The sequence below is a fragment of the Paraburkholderia sp. D1E genome (assembly GCF_052682275.1).
Genome location: NZ_JBQYMB010000001.1, coordinates 2,228,673 through 2,246,657, shown reverse-complemented (window position 1 = coordinate 2,246,657; position 17,985 = coordinate 2,228,673). Strand labels below are relative to the sequence as shown.

The following is a 17,985-nucleotide window of genomic DNA, read 5'->3' as shown; positions in this document are numbered from 1 at the left end:
GACACCGGTATTTGATTGGAGGGAGGCGGTGCGAATACGCGACCGCACCCGCAATGTAAATGAAAGTGAGAAAGCGTGCAGTATAACCACGAGAATCCGAAGAAACCGATAGACCGGATCAAGGTCCGCCGGCGCAGCACGTCTGCCATTCAGGACCGGCTATGGTTTTGGCCGGATATTCTGGATATGCCGGATCCTGTCACGGTTCAGCGCATGCGAAGCTGCTGGCGAGATTCACGTTGCCCTTACCGCTGTAGCGGGGAAACAGCGGGTAACGGCACAACGGACGCGAGCGGCCGTTGGTCGCCGCCGCGATATCGGTAGCGGTCAAGGTTTCGGGCGATACACCACGCGTCACCCAGTTGTCGAGCGCGCCCAGCAGATCTACCGATGGAATGAACACGCCGCTGCCGTGTTGAAAACCCGGCACCATGTAGAGCCGCATGAACGCATCGACCTGGTCGATGCCGAAGCGATCGACCAGCGCTTCGTAGTAGGCGATCGTCTGGTTCGGGCTGATGACTTCGTCGGCGAGGCCTTGCAGCGTAATGAGTTTGCCGCCGTGCGCGACGTAGCGTGCGAGGTCGGGGTTCATCGCGCCGATCGTCTGTGAAAGCGCGATCAGTTGCCCACGATATTTTCCGGGATGCTGCGGATCGAATCTGAGCGAGTCGAACTCCGCGTCCCGCGTCACGAAATAGCGGATATAGCCGTCTCCCTGCGCGAACAGGTAGCCGTTGGCGAAGAAGGTCGGTACCGGCAAGCGCTCCGGTTGATGCGCCAGCCCGAGCAGGCCGTTCAGATGCGTGCCCTGGAAGATGTTGTAGCCACGATAGCCCGTGACGTCCCACGCCAGTTTGTAGGGTAACGAGAGGCCGTCGCGCATCATCAGCAACGTGGAGAGTTGCGGGTCGGTGAGGCACTCGTCATGCGAGGGTGCACGTCCGGCGCAGCGCAACGAGGCGATGATTTCCGCTTCGTGTTCCCGGCACCCGGCAATGTCGCTGATGATGCCGTCCGCCGCGCCGTCGAGCCGGTCGCAGACCGCGAGCGTTCGTTGATATACGTGCTCGAGCAACAGCGGTGGGATAAACCCGCCGGGCGTCGCGTACTCCGCCTGACCGAGCTTCACGCCCATCAAACGCACGCCGGAAAAATTGAGCGCGGGTGAATTGGCGATCACCCCGTCGTAGTCGTCGGGATAGCGCTGCATCACCGTGTAGCCTTCGCGGCCACCTGTCGAGCCGCCGGCGAAATACATCCGTTGCGGCGGCCGGCCGTAGGCGCGCGCGATGAGCGCGAGCGCGGCGTCGTGCGTTTTCTTCAGATGCGCGTAGCCGAAATTCGTCACGGCTTCATCGACGAGGCCGAAAACCGCGAGCGATGAATTGCCCACATGCCCCGAGTCGTCGCCGAAGGTCGCATAGCCTTGCGCGAGCGGTGCGCGATCTGGAGAGAACGGCATCACGCCCGTACCGCTCACCACCACGCCGTTATAGCCCCCGCCACCGATCTGCAGCGCACGGCCGTTCCAGCGGCGCGGCAGATTCAGGTCGAAGCGGATATCGGGCGTGCTTGCCTTGAGCGCCTTGATGCGGCCCGTGATACGGCAATATTCGCCGCCCTGCTGATTGCCAGGCGCGGTAGCCGCCACCATCGCCGCGTTTTCGATCTGCACGCCGGCCGTGGGCAAGGCGATCAGTTCCGGCGGTAGCACCGCGCCGGCGAATTCTGCGCAACGCATGGCGAGCAGTGCTTCCCTGGGGGCGGCGAATGCCTCTGAGCCGCTCACCAGCCATAGCACTGCGCCGACGGCTGTGACGGCCGTGCGTGAACCGAGCGTGGAACGCACATGACGCAGATGGCGCACACGCGCCCTCACCCGTAACCTGCGCCGTTGGCGGCCGGGCGCGACTGCTGCCCCCTCCAGTCGTTCCAGCCGCGCGCGATCATCAACACCGCGCCGATGGCGACCAGATCGCCGCCGAGTCCGATCAGCGTGCCGCGAAAACCGTGGAACGTATGCGGCGTGGCCGTATCGACAACCAGCGACACCAGCGTGCCGGTAACGAAACACACAAGCCCGGTACGGCCGACCGTCACCACGGCCGGCAACCGCTGTGCGAGCCAAGCGATGCTGCCCATGCGCACACACTGCGCGGCCACCCAGGCGATGACGATGAAGTTGATCACACGGTCCACGGAAAGGTTCTGTTTAAGCGTGCCGGGCAGCGGCTGCGTCAGCACAAAGAGTTTAACGACGGCGAACGCCAGCACCGCGACCACCGCGGCCCGCGTGAGCCAGCGCGCGGTGGGGGTTGCGTGAAAGCGCTCGCTGATGGGTTGCACCCGGCACAGAATGCCGAGCACGAACATCAGTTGCCATGCAAACGGATTAAAAGCCCAGTTGGCCACGTCGTCAATGCTGAATAGTGCGGCTAGCGGCCGGGCCAGCGCCCAGATCGTCACGCTCAAGCCCAGCGCCGCGAGCGAGGAGCGGCGCGCCAACGGCACCACGAACGGCACGAATAACGCAAAGATCACGTACATGGGCAGTACGCTCGACAGATACGGCTGGCGCCGCAGCAGGGCAATATCGAACGCCTCGCGCAGCGGTTGAACCGCGAACGGCTGCCAGCCGGTCAGGTCGACCATCGGCTGGTTCAGATGTAAGAGCGCGAGGACGGCGCCCGATAACAGCGTCAATACGGCCGTCAATAGATAGGCGCGATAGATCTCCCAGCAGCGCCTGACGAAGCGCATCTTCGCCGCGCTCTCGCCGCGGCCGGCGAGCACCGCCGTATACGCTGCCGCCGACGCATAGCCGCCGAGGAACACGAACACTTCAGCCGAATCGCATAAGGCATAGGCATGCAACATCAGATGCGACAGCGTGCTACCAGGAATGTGGTCCAACACAATGACAATCAGTACGACGCCGCGGAAGAAATCCACTTCGATCGAGCGTCCGCGGCGGGTGTCCATTCAGGTTCTCGCAAGATAGTGCGTGCATGCAATACGCCGTAAAAATCGGTCGTATACCGTTGTTTCCGGTAGGAACTCCATGACAATAAAACGTTCCCACCGTTGCCGTGCACCACATCAACGTACGCTGACAACCGCCCTCTAATTGCACGCGGAGTGGCAGCAATCCGAAATCCAGATGTCGGCGTACGGTAAAACTGAATCACCACGCATTGAGCTACCGGAAAGTCTTGCGGCAAGTTTTGCGGCTTTAATGCGTCGAGCGCGAGCGCAATCGGTAAGGGTCACGGAAAAAAATCACTGATTGTGACGCGCGATTTTTTTCGCTTTTTTTCATCGTAGGATGAATTCATACACGCCCGTCGGATGTCCCGCGTTTCGCGCGATGCCACCCTTCGACGGCGGCCACTCATGTGGACCGGACACGCTGCCGGGCTGATCTTCGATCTCCTGGCTCGCTGAGCGTCAGTGCGACGCCTTCTATTTGCCGTGGCTGAATTTACCGTCACCCATGCGCTCCGGTCCTTCCACTATCGCCCTGAACGGCAGCGCCTTGCGCGCCACCTTCACACTGGAAGACACCCACATGAACAACAGGATTGCCGGCTTCGACGGATTGCGTGCGATTGCAGTCCTGATGGTATTTTTTCAACACCGACTATTCGGCGAGATCGGCGAGATCGGCGAGATCGGTCACCTCGGCGTGTGGATCTTCTTCGCGCTGAGCGGCTTTCTGATCATCGGCATCCTGTCCGCGCAACGTACGCGCATCGAAAGAAACGGCAGCCGGTTCGGCGCTGAACTCAAGCGCTTTCTGTTTCGCCGCACACTGCGCATATTTCCGATTTACTACTTGATGCTGGTCGTGATGTGCGTGCTGATGGCGCTCGGCATGGCGAATCCTGAACTGGCCAGCGGCATGCCGTTTCATTTCGCTTATCTGTCGAACTTCTGGATCGGCTCCGTGCTGCATTACTGGCCGGGGCGTTACTCGCATCTATGGAGTCTTGCGATCGAAGAACAGTTTTATCTCGTGTTTGCGCCGCTGTTGCTGCTGGTTGCGGCGCGGCGGCATTACGCCGCGTGCCTCGCGATCGTCGTAGTTGGACTGGTTTCGCTGCTGGCAATGCGCGCGGCGCAGTGGCCGGAAATCACCATCTATACGCATCCACTGAGCAACTTCTGGCTGCTGGCGTTAGGTGGGATTGGCGGCTTGATGATCGCTGGGAAACAAAGCCGCTTGCGAGTCGTGCTCGGGCATGGCATGACGCTGTTCGTCTTGAGTATTTGCCTGGTGGTTTTTTGTGCGACTGAGCCAAGGTGGAGTCAGTTGGGCAGTTCGCTTGCTTTCACGATGGTCAGCGCCTTGTATGGCGTCTGCATTGCGGCGCTTGTGTGCTCGATTGCATGCTGCCGTAACGCGACAGTAATCGGCCTGCTCGAAACTGGCTGGCTGGTGAGCTTCGGGCGCATCAGCTACGGCTTTTATCTCTATCACAATCTGATTCCGGACCTGACCCGCAATCGCCACGCCACGGCGCTTTTCGGCGGCACCGTGCCGCTGTGGGCGCACGTCGCCGGCATTATCGGCTCGTTCCTGATTTCACTGGCGATGGCCACGCTGTCCTGGCGGCTGATCGAAGCACCGATTCTTCGCTTGAAAACGCGGCGCGCACCAGTGGACGCCGCGACTTCAACACCCACGCAAACGCCGACCACGTTTGCCGCTCGCAATGGGCGTGCAGTGAGGAATGAAGACGCCACTTCAGATGCCGTTTGAAGGAACCATCCCTTACGTTTCGCTTGCAGGCGGTTTGAGTAAGAGCGCGGTATCATGCGCCCTCACTTAGCCGGCTGCTTCGAACCTTGCGCGACACGCGAGCACTGAACAGGCCGAACGATAAAAACAAACCACTGCCCGCGCGCACTCCGGTTCATCTGATCCGCGCGGTTGGCTCGCGGACTTCAACGATGGTTCATTTCAGTTTCGCCAATGGCGTGCTTGGCGCGAGCCTGCAGACGCTCAGCCTTTACGCGCTGCTTGGCATCATTGCGGCGCTGTTGCTGGGCGGGATGGTCAAGGGCGTGGTGAGTATCGGCGTGCCGCTGGTTGCGATGCCGATTCTCAGCCAGTTCATGCCCATCAAGGAGGCCGTTCTATTGCTGTCCATGCCGATCATTCTCGGCAATATTCCACAGGCGCTGGAAGGCGGCGACATGCTGCCGACGGTCCGGCGCATTGCCGCGCCATTGATCGGTACGGTGATTGGCAACATCGTCGGCGTGAGCGTATTGATCTCGCTTGCGCCGCATCGCGCGCAAGCTGCTGCGGGCGTGTTGCTGATCGTCGCGGCGCTGCTCCTGTTGCTTTCGCCGAGACTTACGTTGAGGCCGGCATGGGCGAAGCCCGCGGGCTTCGTGTTGGGATTCGGTGCGGCACTGATGGAGAGCATCGCTTCGGTGCCGGGGCCTTTGCTGGCGATGTATCTGATCGCCACGGGCGCCACGGGGAAAGTCTTTACGAAGCAGATCGCGATTATTCTGGTGGTTTCAATTATCACGCTGGTCGCCACGTTTAGTGGCGGTGCGCATGCCAGCTGGAGCGATCTGGCCATTTCGGCCTGTGCGAGTGTGCCGGTAATCGTAGGAATGCTGTTAGTGCGGCCGCTGAGGGACAGATTGCCGCCAGGGGCCTTTCGGGTTCTGGTTCTGGTGTTCGTCCTGGCGGCCGCTGCACAGATGGTTTGGAAATCCGGCGTTTTATAAACGTTCGGGCTGCGCGTGCCGACAAATCCAAACCGTGGAACATGTTCTCTTGCGCTCCCGCCAGCGCAAAGCGGTTCAAGCGGCAGCCGGCTCGTGGACGATCTTCAGCGCGCTCTTGTGCTCCTTGATTAACCGGTAAACGGTTTCGCCAGGAACGGTCTCCCGTTCGAGCAGTTCGTCGGCAATGGCGCGCAGCACGGGCTCATAGGCCTGCAGCAGCCCATGGCACAACTCATTCAATTCCTTGAGCAGCACGTTAGCGTGCTCAATGGCGCTCTTCATTTGCAGACCGGCATACTGGGACGGCAGCGCCGCGAGGCTGAACAGATCGCCGTCGCGGTTGAAGCCAAACTTCGAGACCATGTCGAGACTGATGCGCGATGCCTCCTGCAAATCCGACGCAGCGCCACTCGACGCTTCGGAGAACGTGATAATTTCGGCATTACGCCCACCAAGCAAGACCTGAATTTCGTTGCGGATTTCCGTTTCGCGGTACAGGTGCTTGTCCTGCGCCTTCGTGATGAGCGCGACACCCAACGCGCCGCCACGCGGCAGGATTGTGACCTCTTCGAGCACACCGGTGCCGAGCAGCGCGGCAACGAGACCGTGCCCCGCTTCGTGCACTGCGATACGCGTGCGTTCGTCCTCGCTCAGTGCCCGTTCGGCGCCGCTCACGTCGCCGATACGCGCAATCTTGATCGCTTCCATGAAATGCTTCGAGGCAATCTCCGTCTCGCCGGCTTTGCGCGCGACCAGCCCCGCCTGATTCACGACCATCGCGACCGTTGCTGGAGAAAGGCCCGTGGTCAGGCGAGCAAGCTGGTCGTAGTCGATGTCGGCGGCTTTCGACTTCAGCTTCTGCGCATAGAAGCGGAAAATCCTGGCGCGGTCTTCGCGGTCGGGCAAACGGACCTGCACGGTGCGATCGAACCGGCCCGGCCGACGCAAAGCCTCATCCAGACTGTCAGGATGATTGGTCGCCGCGACGACGATGACGCCTTCGTTCGAAGCGAAGCCATCCATTTCCGCCAGCAATTGATTGATGATGCGGTTGCTCTCGGCTTCGACGGGACCACCGCCGGTATCCGTGCGCTTGGCGAGGCCGTCCGCTTCGTCGATAAAGATGACCGTGGGCGCATTCTTGCGCGCGAGTTCGAACAGGTGTTTGACCTTCTGGATGCCAACGCCATAGTACTTCGCACTGAAATAGCTGCCCGTGATCGAAATGAAGTTCGCACCGCATTCGCCGGCGAGCGCCTGGGCAAGCCGCGTCTTGCCGACGCCCGGGCCACCGACCATCAGAATGCCGCACGGTGCGCGCACCCCCATCGACGTGAACTGCTTCGGATCGGACAGATAGCCGCGAATGTCCGCGAGCGCCGCCTTCGCCTCACCCGCACCGATCACGTCGTCGAAACGCAGCGTGGGCGCCTTGCTGAGCAGCGACGCGCCGCCTCTCATCTCGCGACGCATGAACCACACCATGCCGCCGATTAGCAACAGCGGCAACAGCACGCTGATCGCGTCACGCACCTGGCCTAACACCGGAGCCCAGCGCGCCGCGCCGGTCCGGATGTCGGCATCGGGCAGCCAAACGAGCTGATAGGGCGCGGTCTGGTCAGCTTTGGATTCGCCGAGCAGCAGCGCATGCGAGAACATCGCGTTATGGTCAGTGACGAAGTATTTCGCGCCATCGCGCTTCGACACCAGAATCGCGTTGGGACTCACGCCGATTGCGGCGACGTTGGCCTCGTGGATGTCACGCAACATTTGCGACGCGTCTTTCTCTTCGTGCGTCCACGCCGAGGTGTCGTGACGCATCTGGCTCGCGATGCCGGTAAGCGCCGGGGCGGCCTGCGCGCCGCGTTGCTGGTACTGCCAGGCGCTCAATGCGAGTAATACCGCGACTAGTGCAGCGCCGAGCCCAATGGCGATCTTGCGTGTGCGTCTTTTCCCAAGCGAGTTCTTTCCCGGCTTCATGAGTCACTTCCAAAAACGGGCCAATGGAGCCCTAATACTGGTCAAAATCAGGTGGTAGAGGTTGGCGAGGGGGAATCGGCTGACGCGACACCGCATATGCGCGGAAAGAAGGACATCGAACCATGCGTCCCTTTTAGCGGCTCGCACACCGGCCAGTATGCCGGATGGTCGCCTTTCCAATTTGCGGAAAAGGACCATTTCTACCGTGTATCCGGCGATTCATGCCGTCGGATTGGGGGAGCGATCGTCGCGTCAAAAATGACGGCCTGCCGCTCCGGCGCACAGTTTATCAGCCCACTATTCGCCGCGTATTCTGAATATCTGCACTTAACCGCGCCCTATTAAAAGCGGTCAACATTGCAGTAAATCGCGGAATATTGAAAACGCCCGTCCAGGCTGGCTGGCGGCGATTAGCTGGTGTAAGGAATGATACTGGAGATCAGCCGAGCGAGCGCCCGGCGAGGACAACACTTATGTGCCACCCTCGACCGGTCGCTCGGCCAAGTCTGGAGGCGCATACAGCAACACCCCCGAACGTCCGATGGGCAAGACGCCCACCTTTTTTTGCAACTGAGCGGCGAGCCTCTAATGGGCCTGTCCGCATCTCGCCGCACTCTCAGGTCCTTCTTTTTTATTGCCGGTGCCTTAAGACACCGGTCTGCTCTCCCGCAACTACCCCCGATCCTTGCAACCCTTCCCTTCAGCAGATTCAGACTCAGGCGGCCGTGCGCCGCCTCAGCTTCATCTGCGTTTCACTCCCGAGCTGGTCGAGAAGCTTGATAATCCGTTTGCGTTGGCTGGCAATCAACTCGTGAGTTTCTTCCAGCGCGCGAACGCGTTTTTCCCAGTACTCATGGTCGAGCGTGACTAGTACGCTTACCGCGTCCCCACGCGTTACGTACTGAACCATGCTCTCAAGATGTTCCAACTGGCTGTCTACCAGATTGGCCGGACGCCGCCCGCCACGCTGGGCGGGCGGAGGCTTATTCGTGCCGTTCATCTTTTGATACCCCGTAAATTGGCCGCCGGGCAAAGCCTGGGCCTCGCACCCATTGCGCCGCGAATGCTGATCGGCGCTCTTTCTGCGTGCAGTTGCGATTCCAGAAACGGGGCTTGTTTTAAACGGATTTATTGCGCCGTCAACGAAAGCGAGCTGCATCTAATCATCCGACAATACCGCAGGTTTTTTGTTTGGCTTTACCATACGTCTCAATTCCGGACGGCAGCATGTTAAATATTTGGTTACCATCGCTACCTCACTAGAGCCGCCTCCCCCAGTTCGCAGCAACCGATCCATGAACCAGCGCACATTGCCGCCGCACCTGGCCGCTGCCGCCGCAGCTGACTCGCGCTCCGCTATTTCCACGAGCCGCTTCAGCACGCACGCGCTCCCCGCCGAGGAACAATTTCTGGCGTGGCGCCAGCGCGTGGGACATGTGGTTGACGTACCGCCGTCGAAAGAGCAGGTCGCCGGGGGATTTCGCGGCGAAATCGATCTATACGCAGTCGGCGGAATGGTATTTACGGACTGCAGCACGGAATCGATGCTGCTGGAACGGTCGGTCGCGCGTGTTTCCACAGACTCGCGGCGCGATTACGTCTTTCAACTGTTCGTGGAAGGCGAAATCGGCCATGTGTCGGGCATGCGCAAGAAACGTAGCTCGCCGGACTCGGTGCGGGGCATCGTCGCATTCGATCTGAATCAGCCGTTTCGGGCCGAACGGCCCGAATGCCGGCTTCTGAGCCTGTTTGTCCCGTCCGCGATCGTGGACGAAGAACTGCGCGACGGCACGGCGATTCACGGCCGGATCGTGCAGCAGGGTTCGCCGCTGACCGGACTCGTGCTGGACCACCTGGCGGCAGTCGCCCGGGAAATCCCCACGCTCGACCCGGTCGCGGCGGCGGATGCATTACATGCCAGCGCCCAACTGCTGCTCGCCGCCTTCCGCAAAGATGCACGTCTGACAGGCGCGAGCCGGTCGGCGATGCAGGCTGCCGTGATGGGACAAGTGCGGCGCTACGTCGAAGCCAACCTGTACCAGGGTGACCTCACGCCGACCAGTGTGGTTCAGGCGTTGCAACTGAAACGCGCCACGATCTATCGCTGGTTCGAGCATGAAGGCGGGCTCGGCGCTTACATCCGCAATCGCCGGTTGCGGGAAGCGGCGGACGAACTTGTCCGTTTCCCGCATCTTCAGGTAACGGAAATCGCTTACGGACTCGGTTTCCAGAGCGCATCCGATTTCACTCGCGCATTTCGCCGCGCTTTCGACATGAGCCCACAAGATATGCGGTTGCGCGCGTTGGACCTGCAACACCGTAGCGCGTGGGAGCTTACGCCGACGGCTGCGAAGCACTGGCAACGCACGCATCCGGCGCCTTTGCCTCAGGAAATGCTTTCAGCGCGACAAGCGTGAGCAGGGTCGCGCCTATCAGATACCACGCCGGAATCATCGGGTCGCCTGTCCAGTTGATCAGCCACGTCACGAAGAACGGTGAAAATCCACCGAACAGGACAACACCGAAGCTGTAAATCACCGAAAGTCCGGCCGCGCGCCGATGCGCTGGAAAAGCTTCCATCATCAGCACGGAACCTGGGCCGGCGTTGTTGACCGCAAGCGCCACGTACGCCGTGATGATGACGAGCGCGGCGACGTCGCCCACGCCGTGCGTCAGCGCCCAGAATGCCGGCCATGTGAGCGCCAGCGAGGCCACAAGTGCCGCGTATTGCAGCGTCTTGCGGCTTGCGCAGCGGTCGGCCGCGCGCGCCACGAGCGGCGTCACCACGAGGATCACGAGCCCTGACAGGCAGGCCGTCAGAAGGCTGATTGCCGCCGGCCGATGCAGCGTACGGACCAGATAGGCCGGCATATAGAAGACGGTGAGGTAGATGCCCACCGAAGGCGCCGCCATCATCAGCAGGCCACAGACGAGGGGACGCGGATACTCCGCGAGCATGCGCCTCGGGCTAAGCCGCACACGCTGCGACGGCGCGGCGGCCGGCATCCGGCGACGCAGGTACCAGCCGACCGGTCCGATCAGCCCACCCAGCGCGAACGGAACACGCCATCCCCAGTCATGCATGGCGGCGGGAGACAGCAGCGCCGTGGTGCTCGCCCCGACCAGCGCGGCGGCGAAAGCGGCCGCGCCCTGGCTCGCGCCGCGCCAGCTCACCATGAAACAACGATGCCGGTAGGCAACCGACTCCATCAGCGAAGCCGATGCCGGCCCGATCTCGCCCCCTGCCGCGAGCCCCTGCATCAGGCGCGCGAGCACCATCAGCGCCGCCGCGGCGGGACCGATCGACGCATAGCCCGGCAGGCAGGCGATCAGCCATGTGCCAAGGGTCATTAGCGTAAGTGAAACCGTGAGGCCGGCTTTGCGGCCACGGCTGTCGGCGATATGGCCGATCATGATCGCGCCGAGCGGACGCATCACGAAGCCCGCGCCGAAGGTGGCGAGCGAGAGCAGCAGCGACGACGCGGGATTGCTCGATGGAAAGAACAGGTTACCGATAATGACCGCGGAAAAGCTGTAGACGGTAAAGTCGTACGCGACGAAACCGTTACCGATAACAATGGCGATGACGATACGCCTGAGTTCGGCGCGGGACGGTTGGCCCGCTTTGCGGGCAGCAGTTTGCATGGATTGCGGTCGACGGGGGAGCGTCGAGGTATTCAGGAGATTGGCAGAATGGGGGAAAGCTCTTTCCTTTAACGGCGCGAAACCACGCAACTTTACACTGAGTACGCCGATCTTCGCGTCGCGTACCCAACCGGCAAGGCGTAATTGTCAGGTGCGGTGAAAGCATCTGACCACGCTGCTACACTTGCGCACCGCCAACTTCCCGAAGAATCTCCGCCGCCCGGCATCGTGCTGAACGTAATCTGCGTGAGCGGTCGCGTCACACAATCTGCGGCTGACACCCTTCGCATTCCATGCTTCGATTCGAGAACCTCAGCAAGCGCTATAGCGAACACGTCATCTTTCAGCGACTGCATTACGACACCGCTGCAGGATGCGTGGCGCTCAACGATGAATCCGGCAGCGGCAAGTCGACGTTGCTTGGCATCCTCGCCGGCACGATCGAGCCCGACGCTGGCGAGGTGTGGCTCGGCGGCCATTCACTGCGCACCGCGCCGCACGAGGCGCAATCCGTGCTCACGTATGTCCCCGAAGACTGCATGACGTATCCGGACCGGACCGGTCGTGAGTATCTGGCGCGCGTGGCGTCGGAGAGAAAGACAGCGGTTGACAGCTACACGCTCGATCTTGCCAATCGTTTCGGGCTCGAACCGCATCTCGACAAACGCTTCGAGCAGATGTCGTTTGGAACACGCAAGAAGATCTTCCTGACGGGCGCCGTACTCGGCGAAACCAACGTTGTGATCGCGGATGAACCGGTCGGCGGACTCGACGCCTCGGCGCGCGGCGTTCTGGTCGATCTGTTCAAAACGCTCGCCGAAACCCGCACGGTCTTTTTCTCAAGCTACGACACGGCCTTTACGGACGCTTGCGCGGCGCGAACCGTCCGCTTTGCGGATCTGGGGACGCGCGGCCAGGAAGTCTCTGCGCCGCCGGGTTAATACGCCCGCCCTTCAAACTTCACTGATAGCTCATTGTGAAAGTGGCGAGTCCCTTCACCGTACCAGGCCCTACCGTGCCAGTGGAAATGTACTGCGCGGTCAACGGTATGCGGGTCGTGCTCGCCGATGCACCGACAAGCCACTGATTTGGATTGCCCGCTACCGCTGAATCCGGCCCATAGCTGACCACCGTGCCACTGCTGTTGAGCAGGCGCAGCGCGACACCCGTCGCGGTCGACCCGCTCGCAAGCGTCAGATTGCTGGTCGTGTTGCCGGGAGCGGTTGCGTCAGTCAGCGTCACGTAGACATTCGCACCGGCCTGGCACGATAGTCCGATGCTGAGGTTCGTGTTGCCGACTGTCGTGCCCACAGGGCTCAATGCACTGGCATTGACGGTTGGCAGCGCGACGCTGACCGAGGGTGTCGTCACCGTGCAGGTGGTCGCAACGATGGACGTGTTGTTGACCGAAAGCGTCACCAGGGCCGGCGACGTGATATTCGCCGGAATATTGTGACTGACCAGTGTGAGCAATTGCGGGATGTTCACCGCGCCACCCGTCGTCACTTGTGCGGCCGTTTTGACCAGTTGATAGCTGAACGTGAAACTGCCCTGGAACGCAGCCGTCGTCGTGATCGGTGCGCCGAAATCGCCCCACTTACCGAGCGCCAGGGTGGACAAAGTCGTATTGCCGTAGGTCACGTCCACAACCTTGATGCCGATCCCCGCGATGCCGGTATTCCACACGCCGGCTACCGCGCTGCTCGTCAATTGCGGGTAGTACTGGATATACCAACCGTTGTTGTACGGAGGCACCGTACCGGGATTCGACGGGCAGTTAACAGAAACGGTCGACGACCGCACCGGCCCAATTGCCGTGCCGACCGGTGTATCGCGCGGCACCGTGAGCGTGCCGAAGCTGATCGCCGCCGAACCGGTAATCGTGCATTGCAGCGCCGCGTGAGCGGGAACGCTGGCGATCAGGCCGGCACAGCCTGCAGCACATAACATCAGGATGCCAAAGTATTTTCTAACGGCGTCGTATGAGAAAGACATCTTCATTGCGCATTTCCTCCGGCGGACGAACCCGCCGCTGCTTCGTTCGCCACGCCGGCCACCCCGCCGCATACCGCGTCGATATGGGCATAGGCGCCGCGGTCTTCGCCCTTCGGCGGCAAGTGATAACCGAAGCCACACTGTTCATCCGCAGCATCGCCCCACTTCACGGTAAGCGCCCCGTCATCGGCCACGCCGCGCACGAAGATCCGGCTGTTCTGACCAATCGCGCCAACACTCTGCCCCTTCGTGTCGTACACGGTCGCGCCGAATGGCAACGGCGCGCCGTTCGGCAAGCGAGCCGCGATCACCGCCGCCCTGCCGGTCACCGTGCCGAAGTGGATCATCACCACCGAGTTGGCACGCGGCGCCACCTGCTGGCTGGTCGACTTGAATTCGACGTCGAGCGGGATCCCCTTCGGATCGATTTCGACTGTATTAAGGCTGTACGGCGTCAGATACGGAATCACGGCATAGCCGAAGTTGTCGATGCGCACGCCTGACGAATTGGTGATGCGGGCACCCTTTGCGTCTTTCGCCTCGACCACACCGATCGTGTCGCCCAGATCGTTGGCGAAGGTCACGCCGCCCGGATGCGCAACGATCGCCCCGGTCACGCCCGCCGACACTTGCGAGTAACCAGAGCCGCCGCTCGCGCTCGCTGCAAGCGTCGCGTACGGGCTACGGTACTGGCCGTTCACGCCACCCGTGCTCGAGCCCGGCGCATGGTTCGCCGTCACGCCATAGGTGAATTCGTTGTCCACACCGGCCGAGCCGTTCAGCATTGCCTGCTCGGACGAACCACTCTGACTGTTATGCGTAAAGCTGGTCGACAGGGTCGGCGCATGCTGGCTGGTGCCGAGCGGAATCGAAACGCTCGCGAAGATCTGGTTGTTCATCTGACCGGTCAGGCCGTCGCGCTGCCGCGACAGCGACACGTTGTAGCTGAAGTTGGTGCCGAGCGCACGCAACACGTTGTTGTAACCGATCTGGAATTGCGTGGTAGTGCCGCCGCGATTCCAGTAATCAAGCGTCGAGCCGACCACATAGGCATTGCCCCAGCCGTTGCCGAAGCTCTGGTTCATTGTCAGTTGGACCTGATTGCGCTGACGGTCGACCGAGCTCGGGTCCTGTCCCGCGGCAACTGCGCTGCGCGCCAGCATGGCGTCGCGCAACGCCCAGAAACCACTCGACGAATAGCGATAGGCGGCGACGGTGAAGTTCGTGTTGGTGGCCGGCACCAGCTTGCTGTAGCTGATTCGTACACTCTGACCGGTGGTGTTGGTCACGCCGCGAATGTTGGCGCGCGCCTCGGTCACGTCTACCGCGACCGCGCCCAGGGGCGTGTTGACCGCCGCGCCGAGCAGCCCGGCGAGATAACCTTCTGCAACGATCGTCCCCGCGTAACCGGTGATGACGTTGTTGAAACCGTGCTGCACCGTTCCCTGAAGGAGATTGTCGTGCTGATTGACCTGCGCGTCGCGAAGCTGGCCCGCGGCGACATTGAAGCGCGTAATGCCAGGACGCAGCAACTGCGCGACCGACGCATAGGGCACCGAGAAACTATGCTGACTGCCGTCGGCTTCCGTCACCGTGACGAGCAGGTTGCCGCCGTAGCCGGTGGCGTAAAGATCGTTGATCTCGAATGCGCCTGGCGCGACCGTCGTCTCGTACAGCTTGTTGCCGTTCTGCGTGACGCTCACGCGCGCATTGGTCATCGCCACACCGCGAATCAGCGGCGCATAGCCACGCAGCGAATCGGGCAACATGCGGTCGTCGCTTGCCAGTTCGACACCGCGAATGCCGATGCTGTCGAAAACGGCGCCATCGGTAAAGGCATCGCCGAGCGTCAACTGACTGCGAATCGACGGCAGATCGTGCTGCACGTAGGTCGCGATATTCTGATACGTGCGTGGTCCGTTCGATTGCCACGTCAGCGCGGAATTCTGCCGGAAGTGCCAACTGCCGACATTGATGCCACTATTCAACCCGAGATAGGTTTGCGTATTCGCTGCGCCTGAACCAGTCACGCGAAACGAGTTCAGGTTGTAGCCCAGGGTGGCCGAGGTCACGCCTTCGTCCCAGAACTCGGGGCTCACGTAGCCTTGCGGATTGCGCAGCAGCGCCACCTGCGGAATGCTCAGATCGAGCCGCAGATCGGACAGGTCGAAGGATTGCGACGCACCGTCGACGAGATCGGCGAGGTTCGCGCACTCACCCGCCTGAGCTTTTGCAAGTTCGCCACGGCCCCTGTCCGACAGTGCCGAGAAGTCCAGACCGAGGCGCTCGATCAGCGCCTTGCTGAAACACGGCACCGCGTTGCCCGCGCCTTCCCGTGCCACGAAACGCAACGCGTCGTGGCCTACCCAGTTTCCGTTCACGTAGAGATCTACTGTGTACTCGCCGGGCCGCACCGGATTGCCACGCTCGAAACGCGACACGTCCACGCTTTGCCCTTTCGGCTTCATCAGAAACTCACTGTTGAACTGCACGTCGGCAAGCATCGTCGAGCCGGCGAACGCCGGGGCCGTGCCCCAGGCGGCCAGCGCGCCAAGCATCACAGCATGGCTGCGCCTGAGCGCGAACCAGTTTCCGGCTCGCGGCCGTGAGGAGTGTTCCCGGGTGCGCATGGTTACTTGCGGGTCTCGTCACGCAGCGTTTTACCGTTGACACCGGCGCCGTAGTCGTTAATGAACGTGTAGTCGACCTGCGCAGGCACGACGGCGAGCGGTGCAACGTTGCCGACGTCGAAGTCGGCGCTCGCGCCCGGGTCGACCATGCCGCCCTTGTCGCTGGTCCAGTTCGTTGTGTTCTCGCTCACGACGATCTTGCTGAAAGTCACGTGATAAGGCGTCGGATTGGTCGCCTCGAGCGCGTAGCCGCCGTTGTCCTTGCGCACGAATTTCCAGCTGACTTTCGCGGCCGCTTCGTCCGCATTACCACGGAGCCCCGTCGGACGAAAAAACAACTTGATGCGCGAACGGAACGCCAGTTGCAACGAATTCGGATCGCCCGCAGTAGCGCTGGCGTCCGCGCGCGGTGGCACTTCAAGCACGTTGAGCCAGAACAGCGACTCCTTGTCTTGCGGCAAGGGCTCCTGCGTGTAGATCAGGCGCAGGCTTTGCCCTTTCTTCGGATCGAGGCGAAACAGCGGCGGCGACAGGGTGAACGGCACCTTCGATTCGTCCGGCATCGCGTTCGGATTGCCTGTGTCGAGCCACACTTGCACCAATGCCGGTGCGTCACCTTCGTTATTGAGCTTGACAGTCACTTCACGCTCATTGGCCTGATAGATCACGCGCGTCCCGCTGATCACAACACCCGCATGCGCGCTGCTCACCAACCACGACAATGCGAAAACCGTCATCGCCTTTGATAAAATCTTTCGCATTATCATTTTGTTATCCTGATTACATGGCGAACTCCGGGTTCGCTCTGATCTCCTCGACAGCCGGCGCCTCTCACGGGCACCGGCTACCGCCCCGTAGCGTCTGGCTTTTACTGGTAGACGATCGAGTACATGACGGTCGTGTTGACCGTACCCGCCGTCGACGCGCCGTTCGTCGCAACGTATTGCGCGAAGTACTTGAGTGTGGCCGCACCGCTCGCCAACGCGACGGCCTTCGAGTTCTGCGAGGCCTGAGCGGCACCCAGCGTGATAACGCTGCTGTCACCGTTGAGCAGGCCGATTTCGACGTTGGTCGCCGTACCCGAAGCGTTGACCAGTTGACCCGTGGTCGTATCGACGGTAGCGCCCGGCTCGAAATAGGTCGACACATTGCCCGAGTTCGGTGTGCAGTTCGATAGTGCGATGTTGAACGGTGTGCGGCCGGCAGTCGTGCCGGCAGTAGCGAGCGCCGATGTCGAGACGGTCGGCAGCGTGACGGTAAAGTTCTTGCCGGCGCCGTTGCCGCTGATCGTGCAGGTCTGGCTCGTAATCTGACCGGTGAACGTAATGGTGCCGTCTGCAGCCTGCGAAATAGCCGGCATGGCAGCTGCGGCAGCAATAGCCGTAGCGAGTACGCCTGAGCGCGTGAGTTTCATGGTTATCCCCATTGATAAATAGTGCGTCGTATTAAAAGACCGTGTGTGTGGCGGGTTAAGCAATGGTGTTGCGCTCAAACCAACCGCGCCGGGGCCAATTATCGGGACGACGTCAAAAAGGGACAGTCAAGCAATGTCAGGGATAACGAGGAAAGTTTGAAGTAATGTCAAACGGGACAATTTTTGAAGTAAAAACGACTTAAGCGGACACTGCGCTCCTGAAAATGACGTCTACACTACCGGTTTTTGTTCATATGAATAGCGCGGACTGAGCAAAATCTACGTTTATTGAATGGGGACAAGTCGATTTTGCCGGAAAGAGCTTTTTGTTGTCCGTTGCTGAACTGTCAAATCGACTTAACTAAAGCTCGTTGCCTCGCTCCCCAGCAGTGATCACGCCTCGGACTACCTCGACGCATTCAATTGCCGCGCAGGTATCTCTGACGACATCTATTCGCGGAGTCCGAAATGAAACGTGCGCTTCTGATGCTTGCGCCTGTCGGCGGTATGCTGGTTGGCACCGCTTATGCGCAAAGCCCGTTGACGATCAGCGGAACAACGTACACGTAC

The 17,985-nt window shown here is 61.1% G+C and carries 13 protein-coding genes; 4 read left to right on the top strand and 9 right to left on the bottom strand.

Annotated features, from left to right (window positions below; genetic code table 11):
* Nucleotides 1-199: 199 nt before the first annotated feature.
* Complete coding sequence (locus ACUN0E_RS10250; RefSeq protein WP_445570414.1) at nt 200-1,804, bottom strand: tannase/feruloyl esterase family alpha/beta hydrolase; 1,605 nt, start codon at nt 1,802-1,804, stop codon at nt 200-202.
* Nucleotides 1,805-1,878: 74 nt separating this feature from the next.
* The gene (locus tag ACUN0E_RS10245; RefSeq protein ID WP_408227920.1) at nt 1,879-2,985 is read right to left on the bottom strand and encodes an OpgC domain-containing protein; all 1,107 of its coding nucleotides are present in this window, start codon (nt 2,983-2,985) and stop codon (nt 1,879-1,881) included.
* Between the two features lie 586 nt (nt 2,986-3,571).
* Between ACUN0E_RS10245 and ACUN0E_RS10240 the strand changes: the two genes are divergently transcribed.
* Together ACUN0E_RS10240 and ACUN0E_RS10235 are read left to right on the top strand one after the other, a co-directional pair.
* Nucleotides 3,572-4,765 (top strand): acyltransferase family protein, encoded by a 1,194-nt coding sequence (locus ACUN0E_RS10240; protein WP_445570413.1) that lies wholly within the window; start codon nt 3,572-3,574, stop codon nt 4,763-4,765.
* 191 nt (nt 4,766-4,956) lie between these two features.
* The gene (locus ACUN0E_RS10235; RefSeq protein WP_445566498.1) at nt 4,957-5,751 is read left to right on the top strand and encodes a sulfite exporter TauE/SafE family protein; all 795 of its coding nucleotides are present in this window, start codon (nt 4,957-4,959) and stop codon (nt 5,749-5,751) included.
* 75 nt (nt 5,752-5,826) lie between these two features.
* On the opposite strand, the gene ACUN0E_RS10230 is transcribed toward ACUN0E_RS10235, so the two are convergent.
* Together ACUN0E_RS10230 and ACUN0E_RS10225 are read right to left on the bottom strand one after the other, a co-directional pair.
* Nucleotides 5,827-7,731 carry an ATP-dependent metallopeptidase FtsH/Yme1/Tma family protein gene (locus ACUN0E_RS10230; RefSeq protein WP_445566497.1) on the bottom strand — a complete coding sequence of 635 codons (1,905 nt, stop codon included), beginning with the start codon at nt 7,729-7,731 and terminating at the stop codon, nt 5,827-5,829.
* Between the two features lie 715 nt (nt 7,732-8,446).
* The gene (locus ACUN0E_RS10225) at nt 8,447-8,890 is read right to left on the bottom strand and encodes a hypothetical protein (protein ID WP_408340090.1); all 444 of its coding nucleotides are present in this window, start codon (nt 8,888-8,890) and stop codon (nt 8,447-8,449) included.
* A gap of 136 nt (nt 8,891-9,026) precedes the next feature.
* Between ACUN0E_RS10225 and ACUN0E_RS10220 the strand changes: the two genes are divergently transcribed.
* Nucleotides 9,027-10,148: a helix-turn-helix transcriptional regulator gene (locus tag ACUN0E_RS10220; RefSeq protein WP_408340092.1), complete on the top strand. Its 1,122-nt coding sequence runs from the start codon at nt 9,027-9,029 to the stop codon at nt 10,146-10,148.
* Here ACUN0E_RS10220 and ACUN0E_RS10215 read toward each other — a convergent pair.
* On the bottom strand, nt 10,066-11,376 hold the full coding sequence (locus tag ACUN0E_RS10215; RefSeq protein ID WP_445566496.1) for an MFS transporter: 1,311 nt from the start codon (nt 11,374-11,376) through the stop codon (nt 10,066-10,068). The genes ACUN0E_RS10220 and ACUN0E_RS10215 overlap by 83 nt on opposite strands.
* Before the next feature lie 293 nt (nt 11,377-11,669).
* On the opposite strand from ACUN0E_RS10215, the gene ACUN0E_RS10210 reads away from it, so the two are divergent.
* Complete coding sequence (locus ACUN0E_RS10210) at nt 11,670-12,317, top strand: ABC transporter ATP-binding protein (protein ID WP_445566495.1); 648 nt, start codon at nt 11,670-11,672, stop codon at nt 12,315-12,317.
* A gap of 19 nt (nt 12,318-12,336) precedes the next feature.
* Here the strand turns inward: ACUN0E_RS10210 and ACUN0E_RS10205 are convergent, their stop codons facing one another.
* The 4 genes from ACUN0E_RS10205 to ACUN0E_RS10190 all read right to left on the bottom strand — a co-directional run bounded on the left by ACUN0E_RS10205 (nt 12,337) and on the right by ACUN0E_RS10190 (nt 17,415).
* A complete protein-coding gene (locus ACUN0E_RS10205) occupies nt 12,337-13,377 on the bottom strand; it encodes a fimbrial protein (RefSeq protein WP_408519848.1) in 1,041 nt (346 codons plus the stop codon).
* A complete protein-coding gene (locus ACUN0E_RS10200) occupies nt 13,374-16,001 on the bottom strand; it encodes a fimbria/pilus outer membrane usher protein (protein ID WP_445566494.1) in 2,628 nt (875 codons plus the stop codon). The genes ACUN0E_RS10205 and ACUN0E_RS10200 overlap by 4 nt, the downstream gene beginning before the upstream one ends.
* A gap of 2 nt (nt 16,002-16,003) precedes the next feature.
* Nucleotides 16,004-16,762, bottom strand: coding sequence for a fimbrial biogenesis chaperone (locus ACUN0E_RS10195; RefSeq protein WP_445566493.1), 759 nt, complete (start codon nt 16,760-16,762; stop codon nt 16,004-16,006).
* A 107-nt stretch (nt 16,763-16,869) separates the two neighbouring features.
* A complete protein-coding gene (locus tag ACUN0E_RS10190; protein WP_408227888.1) occupies nt 16,870-17,415 on the bottom strand; it encodes a fimbrial protein in 546 nt (181 codons plus the stop codon).
* Nucleotides 17,416-17,985 lie beyond the last annotated feature (570 nt).